Below are 14857 nucleotides of genomic sequence, written 5' to 3' on the forward strand. Positions count from 1 at the left end.
GAATACTAATCGGTCGAGGGCTTATCCTATCTGCTTTCCGATATGAATCGGGAGCAACCAGCTAAAGTAAGTAAGCAACTTTCGTATCCAGTTTTCAGGGTGCAAGCCTTGAACATCAATTGCATGGTTCAGTCTTTTCTGATGCGAGTCGAGAAGCAGAATCTGCGAAAAACTGTTATTCCCTGATAGCTCAGTTGGTAGAGCACACGGCTGTTAACCGTGTTGTCACAGGTTCGAGTCCTGTTCGGGGAGCCATCTTGCTCTCATAGCTCAGTAGGTAGAGTGCATCCATGGTAAGGATGAGGTCACCGGTTCGATCCCGGTTGAGAGCTCCAGCTTTACTTCGCACGATGTTCTAACTAGGCAGACAAGCAAGCATACTTAATAAGGCCCGTTGGTCAAGGGGTTAAGACACCTCCCTTTCACGGAGGTAACAGGGGTTCGAATCCCCTACGGGTCACCATTCATGGAGGATTAGCTCAGCTGGGAGAGCATCTGCCTTACAAGCAGAGGGTCGGCGGTTCGATCCCGTCATCCTCCACCATGATTCTGCTGGGGATTAGCCAAGCGGTAAGGCAACGGACTTTGACTCCGTCATGCATAGGTTCGAATCCTATATCCCCAGCCATTTCATCATGAGCCATTAGCTCAGTTGGTAGAGCACCTGACTTTTAATCAGGGTGTCGAAGGTTCGAGTCCTTCATGGCTCACCAGTTTTTTGCAACACTCAAGCGCGCGTATGGCGGAATTGGCAGACGCACTAGACTTAGGATCTAGCGTTTCACGACGTGGGGGTTCAAGTCCCTCTACGCGCACCATTCATGAGAAAACCCTTCGTGTAGAAGGGTTTTTTGCATGCATTTATACTGTAGTAGAGTGAATTGAGTTTTGTTACAATTGGAATGGTTTATTCCACTATCTAAATGAGTACCGTGTCAACTTAAATAAAAATCTAACCGAACAACAGTGGATCACTCATTTAAAAATCTAACTATAGAGCTATGACGAAACAACTAGGTGGGGCTGCTGGGGAGGAGACTCACCCAGCAGAGTTATCCACCTGTGTGTAAAGTGCAGGTCCATCTTGGATAAGCTTTTCTGAGTGCTCATGAAGGCGTAGTGGATCAAGATTTTCTTTGTTGGCTTGAATCCTTGCGATGACAGTTGTCCCCAAAACACCTTTGTCAATGAGGCGTTGGATAGGCGTTTGTGCGGTATCATAGCCTTTGCGTACTTTGCCATTAATACGTGATTTAGAGATGATCTTACGCATGGGGAGAAACAGATTAGCGTACTCGTCGAGACAGGTGTAGACAGCGTTCAGCCACTCTATCTCTTGAGGTGTCCCGTACCGCTCGTAACCAACGACCTCGCGGACGTATTGACGGTTCTTTTGCTCAGCATGGGCATTGTCATTTTTACGGTAGGGCCGACTTCAGGTGAACGCGAGTTCCTCTTTTTGGCAATAGCGCCGGAGATGGTTGCTCATAAACTCGGAGCCATTGTCGGAATGAATTCCCCACGGCTTCATAGGCCATCCATGCAAAATGTATTCAATGGCTTGGAAGACAGCAGCCTGACTACGGTTAGGGACGGCCCTGCGGCGGCTGTAGCCGGTTACGATATCCACAACGGTCAGCGTATAGGCATATAGGCCCTGAGAAGAGCCGCCGTTATGTTCGACCAAATCGATCTCGAGTGCCCCGGGCGCTTCTCGTCCCAATCGTAGCGCTGAACAGGGATTTCAGCGCGTAGCCTGGAGAACGATTTAACAGAGTGTGTCGACTTGCCTGTCGGCTTCTCGCTACTCCACTTAGCCAGTCTTCTCCCAAGTGTGGGACGGCTGATGCTAGCTAGCTGAGAACGAACGAGCGGTGTTAGAGATAGATGACCGTGTCCAGCTAATTTGTCGGCCATCTCGAGCAAAACCGGATGCAATCGTTCAGCACAGGGGTAACCCAGGGCTCGCCAGACGGTTTGAATGGCTGGTGTCGCTTCTCGATACATGAGCGGTTTACACCTATGGGAATGAGGCATTGGCGGCTTCAGTAAGCCGTTCAGCTGCTGTAACACATACTTGCGATTGAATGCGGTCACGCTTACGATTTCGTCAATAATGATGGAGTTTTCATTTCGATTCTTTGCTTTTCGATAACGATCTGTCATTATCTTCATCTACTCTTTTCGGCTGTGCATAGACATGCTCACTCAACATCCCCTCGGTTATATTTTGATATGAGTGAGCCGATATCCTTTAAGTTAGATTTTACATGAGTTATTGCGAGTACTTGCTTTATTCTTCGAAATGGTGTATATTATAAATCTGAACACAATAAGCGCGTATGGCGGAATTGGCAGACGCACCAGACTTAGGATCTGGCGTTTCACGACGTGGGGGTTCAAGTCCCTCTACGCGCACCACCCACACTTATGACAGCCTTTAGATCTGCGATGATCTGAAGGCTTTTCTGTGTTTTATAAAAAGGTGAACCGCCAGAGTGGCGTGATCTCTGACGGTTCCTTTATTCATTGAGGTAGAGGCAGTGAGCTACACTGTCTTTGTTGCCGTTGCCAGACGGATTGGAAGCAGAGAGGCCGATGCATGATCCAAGTATAAAGACCAATTGGCATGTGTCTTCAGCATTGTGGCCGGAATAAGGTTGGTCAGATCGCTTTCCAGCGTTCGCTTAATCGCATTGGCTTTTACCTCGTGGGGAACGACGGAGATGATTTTGCTGCAGCTCATAATGCCACGTACAGTCATGGAGATGGCCTGCTTCGGTACATCGTCGAGATCACGGAACCAGCCCTCGCGTACTTGCTGTGCTTTGCAGTCGTCATCGAGATCCACGACTCTGTATGCTGTACGAGCCGAGAAGTCCGCGGGTGGATCGTTAAAAGCGATGTGAGCATTCTCGCCGATGCCGATAAGCCCCAGGTCCAGAGGCGCTTCCGCAATAAGCTGCTCCAGTCTGCTTAAGCTTAGTGCTACATCACCGCTGTCTCCATCGACGAAGTGAGCTTTGCCCAAGGGAACACGCGATGTGAAGCGTTCCTTCAAATACTTGCGAAAGCTTGCCACATGGGAATCGGATAGTCCGATGTATTCATCGAGATGAAACATCTCGACAGCAGCCCAATCGATCGGTTGTTGCACGAAATGCTCGAAGAAGGGAAATTGCGATGCGCCGGTGGAAAGAACAATTCTAGCTCTCCCCTTCTCCTGAATGCATGCATTCACCCATGCTGCAGCATCTGCGGCTGCTTGCTTGCCTATCGTGTCGGCATCTTGATAAATATGGATTTGCAAAAAATTCACTCCTTTAAAAATAATCAGTAGAAATAAACAACTCTTTACATTTTATATTAGAAATCGATTTCTGAAATCGATTACTGAAAGGATACCATGGATATCCTTTCGGCACAAGATGAGATGTGAAAATTAATGCTAGATGAGTGAATGGACAGATTTTCTCTCCACGAGCTGGGGCTGCAGCATGATTTCACCTGGTTGATTGTCAGCGTTGTTAAGAAGGTCGATCAGCATCCGGCAGGCGATTGCCCCCATCTCTTGTTTGGGTTGCTCGATAGTCGTTAAGGCGGGAGCTACGATCTCGGCGAACTCCAGATTATCGAAGCCGACAACGGACATTTCTTCCGGTACGCGTATACCATGGTTAATCAATTCATTCATCACACCGAAGGCAAGCATATCGTTACTTGCTAATATGGCCGTCGGCCAAGGCTTCGACTGCAGCAGTTGGCGAGTTAATTGCTTGCCTTGCTGAAATTCCGAGATAGGCTTACCCGCATCTGTCGGAGAAGAGATAAGCACTCTGCTTTGGTCCATCTCGACTTCGTGTATGTGAAGCGCCTCTGCGTAACCCTGGTAGATGAGTTGACGGCTAGGACGATCAAGCGGCGCTGACAGGAAAGCAATATCGCGGTGGCCTTGCTCCAGCAGATGCGCTGCGATGATAGCCCCCCCTTTGATGTAATCAAAGTTGATCCGGCAGGTGTTGATATCGGGGTGGTTTTGGTCGATGGTCACGACTTTGTAGCCACGGCTCAAATATTGCTGCAGTGCGTCATTTTTATCAATAATGGAGGAGAGGATGACGCCTTTTACTTGATTCTCCTGCAAATTTCTCAGATGCTGCAGTTCCAGCTCGGGGTCGTTTTGAGAGTTGCACAGAAGCACCTGGTAACCCTGCTCGCTCGCGGTCTCTTCTATACCGGAGACGACTGCAGCATAGAATGGATTCGTAATGGAGGGGATGATGACGCCGATCGTGGACGTTTTATTCGTTTTTAACTGCCGTCCAATACTGTTTGGAGTATAGTTCAGTTCCTTGGCTGCTTTCCGTATTTTCTCTGCCAAGGCTGGCCGTACGGGATAATTGCTATTGCTGAGCACCCGGGATACGGTTGCGGGCGAGGCATTGACGTGCTTGGCGATATCATAAATGGTTGCTGGTTTGTTCATCGTCCGTTCAGTCTCCTTCTTTCTGTACTCCGATACGATCACTCGTAGAATGCATGCTTTCATTTTACCACAACATTGTGAAGATGTTGCCTGCTGACAGAAACATCTTCACGCTCTGATCACGAAGCTAGATAGTTGTCATTCCAGGTTAACCGCTATTCATCATCGTTTTTCTTCTGCCCCTTCTTGTGTTTCCTGTATTGAATGATGGCAAGAGGGAAATTAAGGACTCCTGTAATGAAGCAAAAAATGAAGGAGAGAGGCGGCTCAAAAGGGTAGGGACCATTGCCGATGGGGCCTACTTTGGGTTGCTTGCTGTCCCATATGCCATAAATAGTGGCGGCTATCGGCAACAGAATGCATACGAGGCTAAAGAAAATGTGGAGCTTATATCGAATGGTTATCATCCCCTTTCTGGAAATAAATTGAATTAAATGATTATACGTTGTTTGGAAGTTGGAAGTTTCGGAGGGCGATGAATATTGACAGATGTATTGAGAAAGATTATCATTAAGGTTGGGTGTGAAAATAATTATCATTTCGAGTGAAGGGAGCGTGATTGGACAACATGATCAGATTGCAAACATCCGGGCTTGATATTGGCTATGATGACCGAATGATTGTACAAGATTTGAATGTGGCTATTCCGCAAGGGAAAATAACCGCATTGGTAGGAGCCAATGGCTCCGGCAAATCAACAATCCTGAAGACGATGGCCCGCATTATAAATCCGGCCAAAGGCAGTGTGCTGCTGGATGGGAGATCGATCCATAAGCAATCGACGAAGGAAGTGGCGAAGCAGCTGGCGATCCTGCCTCAGAACCCGACCGCTCCAGACGGACTGACGGTGGCTGAACTTGTCTCTTATGGCCGCTTCCCTTACCAGAAGGGCTTCGGCTCTATGAGCAAAGAAGATCGCAAAGTGGTGCAGTGGGCGATTGAAGCAACGGGCATGACGGAGTTCGCGGATCGAGCAGTCGATCAGTTGTCGGGAGGCCAACGGCAGCGTGCTTGGATTGCCATGGCACTGGCTCAGGAGACAGATATCTTGTTCCTTGACGAGCCAACTACGTTCCTGGATATGGCTCATCAGTTAGAGGTGCTTCATTTACTGCAGAAGCTGAATGAGATCAACAATCGTACCGTCGTAATGGTCGTCCACGATCTGAATCATGCGACACGATATGCTCATCATATGGTGGCGATCAAATCGGGCACCGTGAAGGCCGAAGGCTCGCCGATCGAGGTCGTTACGCCGGAGACGATGCGTGAAGTGTTCAACATTGAAGCGGACATTGTGCCGGACCCTCGTACAGGCGTGCCATTATGTCTGCCGTTCGCGCTGGCAGGGCAGTCTGCAGCCGATAAAGTGATGAGCGAGCAAGGGGCAGAGCGACAACGCAAGCTTGCTTAGAATGGAGACAACGTTCTAAAACCTGCCCAATTGGCGCATACTTTAGCCAAGACAATTTTTTTTAAAAAGGACTTGCAATTTCATTCGCCAGGTGATATATTATTACTTGTCGCTGCTGCACTGATGATGTGGCTGACAAGTGATAAAATGCGGAAGTGGCTCAGCGGTAGAGCATCGCCTTGCCAAGGCGAGGGTCGCGGGTTCGATTCCCGTCTTCCGCTCCATACTATTTGCGGCCTTAGCTCAGCTGGATAGAGCGTTTGACTACGAATCAAAAGGTCAGGAGTTCGAATCTCTTAGGCCGCGCCACTTTTTCTAATATGCTTTTCTCGGGACGTAGCTCAGCTTGGTAGAGCACCTGGTTTGGGACCAGGGGGTCGCATGTTCAAATCGTGTCGTCCCGACCACTTCATATGCGGGTGTAGTTCAATGGTAGAACTTTAGCCTTCCAAGCTAATAGCGTGGGTTCGATTCCCATCACCCGCTCCAGTTACTTAAGAGCCCGAAAGCCTTGCGCAGCAAGGCTTTTTTTGTTTTCTCTTTTTCGACATCATTATAGACTTCAAGCCATTGGTGCTTCGACATGAGCGCGCATTCATCGTGTCATCCCTTTGATTACCCCGAGACTTTCCTGGCGGCAACCGGCCTTATTTCCGTTTGCCGTCTAGTAGAAGGCAGAGCAGCGACTCCATTATGCAGAGTGTTGCTCTCTTCGGCGCGTCCGAAAGAGTTATCATATGAGATGATACCTCGCGTGAAAAGTCCCCGTAACGCTTGAATTGACGCTGTTTTTCGCTTTTTCTTCTCCTTTTTTTCAGTTATCAGATGAGGTGATTATTTCTTTATCCGCTTTCGCTGAGCTACACTTTGCTTATCGACAACTTGGAAAGCGAGGGGGGTTACCGTGTCTAGGAGTCCCATTCAATCCATAAATCTCGGACCCATGATTCACTCAAGCTTCGGTCAAGGCGCTTCCTTTAAGTACGACGCTGACCAGCGGTATTCTATATGCTTTGTAAGCAATGGGGCAACTGCAGTATTCCATGAGTTCGATCTCTTCACGGGCGAGCTTCTATTCCGTCAAGAAATTCCGAACACCGATTGCGTATGGGGCATCTGTACGGCTCAATCCGGCGATGTGTACTTCTCAGGAGTAAATGACAGTACGCTCTATCGTTATTCCTCCGATGGCTTGCGGACTTTAGGTAGCAATCCCTCAGGGAATTGGACCTGGCAGCTGGCAGAGCGGGATGGTGTCATTACCGGTGGCACATACCCGAATGCCAAGCTTTATTCTTATGACATCGCTTCCGAGACGTTCACAGACCACGGTATTGTAAAACCGGGTGAAGATTACGTACGCGGCGTAGGCATCGATGATAAGTGGTATTACGCGGGAATCGGAAGCCATAAGTATATCATTCGTATTGACCGCGAGAGCGGAGAGCAATCGGAGCTTGTATTGGACCGGATTAGCGGCGAGCAGGGCTTTGTCGACCGCATATGGAGCATCGGAGAGTATCTGTTCGTATCGTGCGATTATATAACGATGAATGTATTCCATAAAGAAACGCTTCAGCCGATCGATTCGTTTCCTTATGACAATATGTTGGCGGCAGCGGATGATTACGCACCGGAACGATTGTATTACAAGTATGGAGACAAGCTGTTGTATTGGGATATGGAGGCGCAGTCCTCGGCTGCGACCGGGATTGAGGGATTGCCGGCAGGCCGTTGCAAGGCGATGCAATGGATCAAGATGGACGGACTTCCGCCGACGCTTGGACTCGTTACGGTGAATGCAGAGTTGGCGCTCATCTCCATGAAGGACAATAAGGTCTCGACCAGAACACTGAATATCACTCCCAAAGCGATAATCATTACCTGTCTGGAAGCGGGAACGGACGATAAGTTATATCTTGGAGGTTATCAGCGCGGGATCAGCATTTATAATGACCAAACGAAAGAAATAGAGCTCAGTATCGGACTATTCCCGCAAACGGAAGGATTAACATTCTGGGACGGCGTTGCCTACTACGGGACGTATACGCATGCTCACCTTTATCGATTCGATCCCCGCAGAGCTGTGGACTTCGGGCAGTCGCCGGAGCATAATCCAGGGTGGATCGGTCAGATCGATTATGGGCAAGACCGTCCATTCGCGATGACGTCGGGAGACGGGCTTGTATTCGCCGGAACGGTGCCTGATTACGGTCTGCAAGGCGGCGCGATAGCCGTATACGATACGGCCACGGGCGCTCTCGATACGTACCCGAATATCGTCGAAGACCAAAGTATACTGGGATTGACGTATAAGGACGGTTTACTGTACGGAGGCACATCGGTATGGGGTGGACTGGGGACAGCTGCAGCGGAAGGGCCTGCCCGGATTTTTGTATGGGATGTGAAGGCGCGTCGGAAAATAGCGGAATTCGTTCCCGACATTCCCAATATTGATGCGGCTCCGCTTATGATCGGCGATCTATCTCTCGGACCGGATGGATTGATATGGGGAGCTATTGACGGAACCATATTCGCCATGGAATCTCTGTCATACAAGGTAGTGAAAAGCAAGGTCGTCTTGCCGACCCTTTATCAGTACAGCAAATGGAGGCCTATCTACTTGCGCTGGGGAGCAGACGGAATTCTGTATACCTCTCTGGGAAGGCGCCTTATCGCGATTCAACCGGATACGCTGGAGTTTCAAGCGCTGAATGACGATATAGTGGGCAACTTTACGATTACGAATGCTGGACGGCTTTATTACGCCAAGGGGAGCGATCTTATCCGCATGGATATACCAAGCGATCTTTTTGAATGAACAAAGGAGAGAATTACTTATGCAGATAGAGCAAGCCATGCCTTCAACAGCTAAGAATAAGTCGCTCTCTCCAAAGCGTTTGCGATTGCAGAGAACGTGGAGAGATTGGGATTTGTATTTACTGCTTGTGCCCGGAGCGCTGTATTTCATCTTGTTCAAATATTTGCCGATGTGGGGAGTCGTCATTTCATTTCAGGATTTCAATCCGTTCGGAGGCATTTGGGGGAGCGAATGGGTAGGTTTGCAGCATTTTGAAACGTTGTTGCAATATGACGGTTTTTGGCGGATTTTCAGAAATTCCATTATATTGAGCATGCTTAATTTGGTTTTCTTTTTCCCGATTCCCATCATATTAGCTTTAATGCTGAACGAAGTTCGGAAGCGTGTATTTAAAAATTTCATACAGTCAGTTGTCTACATGCCGCATTTTATTTCGTGGGTTGTCGTAGCTGGCATTACGTATTTGATGCTCGGGACGCAAGACGGAGTCGTAAATGAGTACATTGTACGTTTTGGCGGGGATCAAATCAATTTCCTGACGTCCTCGGAATGGTTCAGACCGTTGATTGTATTGCAGAGCATATGGAAGGAAGCGGGCTGGGGAACGATTATTTTTCTGGCTGCATTATCGGGAGTCGACCCGCAATTGTATGAAGCAGCTGTTGTAGACGGAGCCAACCGCTGGAGGCAGCTATGGCATATTACGCTGCCAGCGATCCGCAGCACGATTCTAATTTTGCTTATCTTGCGGCTTGGTCACGTGCTTGACAACGGATTCGAACAAATTTTCCTCATGCTCAGCGCAACGACCTACAATGTCGGGGATGTATTCGAAACGTATGTATACCGAGAAGGTTTAGTTGGAGGCAAGTTCAGTTATACAACGGCAGTCGGCCTTTTCAAATCAGTTATCGGTCTCATTATGGTCGTGCTGGCGAATAGACTGGCCAAGCGATTCGGAGAGGAAGGAGTGTACTGATATGAAGAAATCGGCGAATGTCGGCGAGCTCCTGTTCAATGGCGTCAATTATGTGCTTTTAATTATTTGCGCGCTGGCCACGCTGGGGCCGTTCTTATATGTGGCGGCCGTTTCTCTCTCCCCGCTGGAACAGGTCATGAGGGGCGGACTTATTCTTTGGCCTGAGAAAGTGACATGGGATTCGTATCGGATGATTTTGACGAATTCTCATTTTACGCAGGCGCTTTGGGTCACAGTAGCGATTACGATCGTCGGAACCGCCGTGAACTTATTTTTGACAGTGACGATGGCGTATCCGTTGTCCAAGAAAAGATTGAAAGGCCGATCAGTCATGCTCTTTCTCGTTTTGTTCACGATGCTGTTCTCGGGCGGCATGATCCCGACCTTTCTAGTTGTAAAGTGGCTTGATCTGCTGAATTCATTCTGGTCTGTCATTATCCCGGCCGGTATTAGCGCCTTTAACTTGATTATTCTCAAAAACTTTTTTCAGGGCATTCCAGATGCGCTCGATGAGTCGGCCCGCATAGACGGCTGCAGCAATATCGGTTCCTTGGTCCGGATTGTACTTCCGCTCTCCATGCCGGCGCTGGCGACCTTCACCTTGTTTTATTCAGTTGGGCATTGGAATCAGTTCTTCTCTTCAATTATGTACGTAACGGATTCCAATCTATGGCCGATTCAGGTCATCTTGCGCCAAATGATCATTCAAGGCTCTATCGAGGAATTTCAAGCGGCTATTGCCAATGAAAGCATTCAGACGATGCCGACTACGATCAAAATGGCGGCCATTGTCGTAGCGACTGTACCTATTTTGTGCGTATATCCCTTCTTGCAAAAGCACTTTGCCAAAGGGGTCATGCTGGGATCGGTAAAAGGGTAGTCTGCAAAGATCTCAAAGCGGAGTCGTACCGGAATTCATTTTGATCTGCCGCAGCAAGGTTGCCGATGTAACCGGCTGCTGAAGATATAATCATCATTAGGAGGGTCTAACGAACATGAAAAACAAACTTAAAAAGTCGCTCATCGCCATTTGTACGCTGACTTTGCTTATGTCCATGCTGGCTGCTTGCAGCGGTTCGGGCAATGACGGCAAATCCGGAAGCGGGAAAGGGGACGGAGGGGAGCAGCCAGATAGCGGCAGCAAGGATAAAATCAAGATCAGTATGATGTATCCGCTGTCAGGCGACGCGCCAAAAAGAAGTGAAGCGTGGAGTTGGATGGAGGAAAAATTTGGAATTGAGCTTGATCTGCTTGCCGTACCTGCCAACGGATACCTGGAAAAGGTTCGCCTTACCGTCGCTTCCGGGGAGCTTCCTGACCTGATGGTATGGACGCAGTATCCGGATCCGGAGCTTGTGAAGTACGTGAAACAGGGCGCTTTCCGGGAACTTGACAACGTAGTTGTAAAGTATGACAATATTATGGAAACACCCGAGCAAACTTTCGAAAATGTAAAAATCAATAATAAGCTTTATTCCATTCCGCGTACTCGTCCGCTTCAAACACATGCGACGTATATCCGTAAGGACTGGCTGGATAACCTGGGTCTGCCGATACCGAAAACGGTAGAAGAATTCGCGGAGACGGCGATTAAATTCACGACGATGGACCCGGACCAAAATGGAAAAGCGGATACATTCGGCATCGGCGTGGGTGAAAATCTGCTCTTCCTGGAGCAGCTGTGGATGGCATTCGATACAGGCAATGGCTGGAGATTGATGGAGGACGGCTCGCTGATGAGCGCCGACATTACGCCTGGCCGCAAGGAAGCAATTGGCTGGTTAGCTGATCTGTACAGTCAAAATGTGCTGGACAAGGATTTCCCTGTAACGAACTATACGCAAGTTAATGAGAAGTTTATTCAAGGGAAGATGGGGATTCTGATCGGAGGCGGCGTGACCACTTACGGTGCATTTGTAGCGGATGCCAAAAAATTGAATCCATCAGCGGAGTTGATCATGATCGATCCTCCGGTTGGCCAGACAGGCAAGCAAGGGACGCCGCAATCAGCGGGCTTCTATGGACACTGGGTCATCAATGCTAAAGTATCTGACGAAAAGCTGGATAAAATCATGGAGGTTCTGAACTGGCAAGCAACCAGCGAAGCGCTGGATTTCAAACGAAGAGGTATTGAAGGCGTGCACCACAACATGGTGAACGGCGAGCCTGTTATTACAGATCAATTTAAAGCGGACGGGGTCATTAATCTAGTGGCGCATAACAAATTCAACCCCTATTATACGACTCCTGGCGCATCTGAAGAAATTGCACAAGCTCAGCTTGATCAATGGAAAAACATCGAGCAGCTAGGTATATCTAATCCGGCAATTGCCGTTCTGACTCCAACGATGCAAGAGAAGAAGGCCGATCTGGATAAGTTGGCCATGGAAAACTTCATTGCAATGGTAATCGGTCAACAATCGATCGATACATTCGATGATTACGTGCAGCAGTGGTTGGATAAAGGCGGCAAGCAAATGACCGAAGAAGTGAATGCCTGGTACAAAGAACAACAACAATAAATGCATGAGGGACTTTCACGTCCCTCTTTATTCATTTTGGCTACCATTCAATCAAGCAGGTGAATCTTCATGACATGGTTTTCTATTAATAAGAGATATCGGCTGAAGCTTATGCTGGCCGGCTGCTTGCTTTCCACCATCCCTATATTGATTATTGGCGTAGCCTTCTATTCCATTGCTTCCAGCAGCCTGCAGACCGAAGTCGGCCGCGCCAAAAGAGAAGCGATGAAGCAGGTCCAAGAGCGAATCGACGATAAGCTGATTACCCTAAACAAAACGATCATTCAACACTTGTTCGCAAGCACACTGGATAAATTCATGCACTTGGACATGCCACATGATGATTTCAAGCTATACCAGGAGACGATCTCTATGCTGAACAGCATTGAAGTGCTTGTCGACAATGTGGAATCGGCCTCGATCTACATGAACAAACATGACCTGGTCATGTCCGTTGTCGGGGGGCTGCAGGAAGGCAGCGCCATGAATCAAGAGCTGCGCGACAAGCTGCAGACGAATCGCGAGCCCTTCTTCTGGTTCGTGGAGCTGTCTGATAAGCCCATGACCCGCGGTGATTTTAAAAACATCACTTATGTTCGACAGATTCCGGTCCGGACAGAACAATCTCTCGGCTATATCATCGTCAAATTGACGGACAGGGTGTTCTTCCAAGTGTATAGTGAGCTCGATCGCGATTCCAGCGGCGAGATGCTTATTGCCACAACTTCTGGAAGCGTTTTCTCAGATTGGAAAAAAAGTCTCCTGCAAGATGACTTTAGTTCCTATGGTTTCATTGAAGAGATTCAACAGAACTCGGAGCCGGAAGGGTCTTATATCGACCAAATTGACGGGCAGAGCATGCTCATTAATTATGTGAAGTCTCCCTATAACGGATGGAAGTACATATCCGTCATACCTGTCCACGAGCTGTCGCATCAGCTTGATAAGGTTAAAAACGTGACTTTGCTGCTGTGTCTGACCCTAATCGCTGTCAGTTTGTTGATCAGTTTGTTATTATCCAAACATTTTTATCAGGTTATTAACAGCATTGTCGATTTTATTCGGGGCAAGCAGGTCCGACTGCCTCTCACGCTCGAGAAGCGGGATGAAATGAGCCTGATCAAGTATTATATGGAGTCGCTTCATGAGCTCAACCAATCATTGAACGAGCAAGTAGAGAGATCGAAGCCGGAGCTTGCGGCAAGCTTCGTTCGGCAAATGCTGACCGAGACGGCGATAATCTCAGACGTTGAAGAGAAATTCGAATATTATGGTCTCCCGCAAAGGAGTCCTTATTATACCGTCATGTGCATCGAACTGGAATTGATCGAAGGGTTAAGCGAGCAGGATGTCAACCTTCTGCTGTATGGAGTTAAAAATATTGCGGAAGAGCTGCTGGAAACCGTTGCCCCGGGTGTTGTCGTCAAGCTGCGATCCCAGCAACTGGCGCTTATTGTCAACCATGGCGAGGAAGAGTCCCCGATCAAGAACAAGGTCGAAACTTTCCGGCTGGCTGAGCAAATAAATACGGTTGTGACGGATATGCTGAAATTCAAAACGACAATTGGCGTTGGGCGCTGCCATGAAGGCATACAGGAAATGCGGCATTCCTTGAATGAAGCTTATCACGCCGTGCAGTACAAGCTGATCGTCGGTGCCGGAAAAGTCATCTCCGTCGATCAGGTGGAACCTAGCAGCGGCAGCCCTAGCTTCAGCTACCCTTATGAGCTGGAGCAGCAGCTTATGCTGCAAGTGAAATTGGGCAACGAAGAGCAAATTACCGAGCTGCTACAGCAATTCGGAACCAAGCTTACACGAACGGAAGGTTTGTCAGCCGATCGCGTTCGCATGAGTTTTATGCAGTTGATCTCCAGGGCTTTGCGGGAGCTGTATGAGTTGGACCCTGATCAGGGGCCCTCTCTGTACCCCTATAACCCGTATGAACGCGTGAACGAATGGCATACCATATCCGACATATTGAAATGGATGCAAGAGGAGATCTTCCTGGTCATGTCCCGTCATATCAAGTCTTGCCGCAACGATAATAACAATAAGAGTATTCAGCGTGTCTTGCGTCATATCGAACGTCATTATGGCGAAGAGCTTTCCCAGCCTATGATGGCCGAGCTGTGCGAGATGCCACCGTCCCTGTTCAGCCAAATTTTCAAAGACGAGGTAGGTCTTACCTTCAGTGACTATCTGATTTCCTTCCGTATGAAAAAAGCGCGCGCCATGCTCGTAGATACCGACCTGAAGATCGCTCAAATCTCAGAACGTCTATGCTACAACAATCCGCAAAATTTCATACGGGTGTTCAAAAAGATGAACGGCATGCCGCCCGGCGAGTATAGGTCTCTTCATAAAAGGAATGCTACAGGCGCAGCTCAGAAAGAAGAAGAGTAAATCTGAGAGTATAATATTGCAGCCCGTTCGTGAAACGAAGCGCCGCGAGCTCAGTTAAGAGCAAACAGATTGTGTTGTAGGGCTTCAACCTCATGCCATTTTGTAGTATGATAGTTAGAAGCAAATAGACGAAAAACTGAGAGTGATCTTACAACGTAATAGTAGGTGCATGGCATACAATTGTGGATGCAAATGCTTTCATGTGAGTTTGCTGTACAGATATTGTAGGAGG

General features: G+C 48.4%; 10 protein-coding genes and 12 tRNA genes. 18 read left to right on the forward strand and 4 right to left on the reverse strand.

The genetic code is table 11. The annotated features are described in order from the left end of the window. Positions 1–179 precede the first annotated feature (179 nt). From ACFQ2I_RS16860 to ACFQ2I_RS16890, 7 genes are all read left to right on the forward strand, one after another. A tRNA-Asn gene (locus ACFQ2I_RS16860) sits at positions 180–255 on the forward strand. Positions 256–259: 4 nt separating this feature from the next. Next, a tRNA-Thr gene (locus ACFQ2I_RS16865) sits at positions 260–335 on the forward strand. A gap of 53 nt (positions 336–388) precedes the next feature. Beyond that, positions 389–463 (forward strand) — tRNA-Glu (locus tag ACFQ2I_RS16870). A gap of 5 nt (positions 464–468) precedes the next feature. Further along, positions 469–544 (forward strand) — tRNA-Val (locus ACFQ2I_RS16875). A gap of 9 nt (positions 545–553) precedes the next feature. Further along, positions 554–628: transfer RNA gene (locus ACFQ2I_RS16880), tRNA-Gln, on the forward strand. A gap of 9 nt (positions 629–637) precedes the next feature. Further along, positions 638–713 (forward strand) — tRNA-Lys (locus ACFQ2I_RS16885). 20 nt (positions 714–733) lie between these two features. Beyond that, positions 734–818, forward strand: a tRNA-Leu gene (locus ACFQ2I_RS16890). 221 nt (positions 819–1039) lie between these two features. Here ACFQ2I_RS16890 and ACFQ2I_RS16895 read toward each other — a convergent pair. Together ACFQ2I_RS16895 and ACFQ2I_RS16900 are read right to left on the reverse strand one after the other, a co-directional pair. Then, on the reverse strand, positions 1040–1273 hold the full coding sequence (locus ACFQ2I_RS16895) for a hypothetical protein (protein WP_377566243.1): 234 nt from the start codon (positions 1271–1273) through the stop codon (positions 1040–1042). A 162-nt stretch (positions 1274–1435) separates the two neighbouring features. Beyond that, entirely contained in the window at positions 1436–1723 is a 288-nt protein-coding gene (locus tag ACFQ2I_RS16900) for an integrase catalytic domain-containing protein (protein WP_377566245.1), read from the reverse strand. A gap of 613 nt (positions 1724–2336) precedes the next feature. Between ACFQ2I_RS16900 and ACFQ2I_RS16905 the strand changes: the two genes are divergently transcribed. Further along, positions 2337–2421 (forward strand) — tRNA-Leu (locus tag ACFQ2I_RS16905). Between the two features lie 127 nt (positions 2422–2548). Here the strand turns inward: ACFQ2I_RS16905 and ACFQ2I_RS16910 are convergent. Both ACFQ2I_RS16910 and ACFQ2I_RS16915 read right to left on the reverse strand, forming a co-directional pair. Further along, a complete protein-coding gene (locus ACFQ2I_RS16910; protein ID WP_377566247.1) occupies positions 2549–3310 on the reverse strand; it encodes a glucosamine-6-phosphate deaminase in 762 nt (253 codons plus the stop codon). 138 nt (positions 3311–3448) lie between these two features. Then, complete coding sequence (locus ACFQ2I_RS16915; protein ID WP_377566249.1) at positions 3449–4486, reverse strand: LacI family DNA-binding transcriptional regulator; 1038 nt, start codon at positions 4484–4486, stop codon at positions 3449–3451. Between the two features lie 568 nt (positions 4487–5054). Here ACFQ2I_RS16915 and ACFQ2I_RS16920 point away from each other — a divergent pair. The 10 genes from ACFQ2I_RS16920 to ACFQ2I_RS16965 all read left to right on the forward strand — a co-directional run bounded on the left by ACFQ2I_RS16920 (position 5055) and on the right by ACFQ2I_RS16965 (position 14625). Further along, entirely contained in the window at positions 5055–5900 is an 846-nt protein-coding gene (locus ACFQ2I_RS16920; protein WP_377566251.1) for an ABC transporter ATP-binding protein, read from the forward strand. 149 nt (positions 5901–6049) lie between these two features. Next, positions 6050–6124: transfer RNA gene (locus ACFQ2I_RS16925), tRNA-Gly, on the forward strand. Between the two features lie 8 nt (positions 6125–6132). Continuing rightward, positions 6133–6209 (forward strand) — tRNA-Arg (locus tag ACFQ2I_RS16930). Positions 6210–6230: 21 nt separating this feature from the next. Beyond that, positions 6231–6307: transfer RNA gene (locus tag ACFQ2I_RS16935), tRNA-Pro, on the forward strand. Positions 6308–6315: 8 nt separating this feature from the next. Continuing rightward, a tRNA-Gly gene (locus ACFQ2I_RS16940) sits at positions 6316–6389 on the forward strand. Positions 6390–6804: 415 nt separating this feature from the next. Further along, positions 6805–8721 carry a hypothetical protein gene (locus ACFQ2I_RS16945; RefSeq protein ID WP_377566253.1) on the forward strand — a complete coding sequence of 639 codons (1917 nt, stop codon included), beginning with the start codon at positions 6805–6807 and terminating at the stop codon, positions 8719–8721. A gap of 19 nt (positions 8722–8740) precedes the next feature. Beyond that, entirely contained in the window at positions 8741–9700 is a 960-nt protein-coding gene (locus ACFQ2I_RS16950; RefSeq protein WP_377566255.1) for an ABC transporter permease, read from the forward strand. A gap of 1 nt (position 9701) precedes the next feature. Then, positions 9702–10580, forward strand: a complete 879-nt coding sequence (locus ACFQ2I_RS16955) for a carbohydrate ABC transporter permease (RefSeq protein WP_377566257.1) — start codon at positions 9702–9704, stop codon at positions 10578–10580. A gap of 115 nt (positions 10581–10695) precedes the next feature. Continuing rightward, complete coding sequence (locus tag ACFQ2I_RS16960) at positions 10696–12222, forward strand: extracellular solute-binding protein (RefSeq protein WP_377566259.1); 1527 nt, start codon at positions 10696–10698, stop codon at positions 12220–12222. Positions 12223–12291: 69 nt separating this feature from the next. After that, positions 12292–14625: a helix-turn-helix domain-containing protein gene (locus ACFQ2I_RS16965; RefSeq protein WP_377566261.1), complete on the forward strand. Its 2334-nt coding sequence runs from the start codon at positions 12292–12294 to the stop codon at positions 14623–14625. The last annotated feature ends 232 nt before the right edge of the window (positions 14626–14857 follow it).

The sequence above is a fragment of the Paenibacillus chungangensis genome (assembly GCF_042675905.1).
Lineage (GTDB): Bacteria > Bacillota > Bacilli > Paenibacillales > Paenibacillaceae > Pristimantibacillus > Pristimantibacillus chungangensis.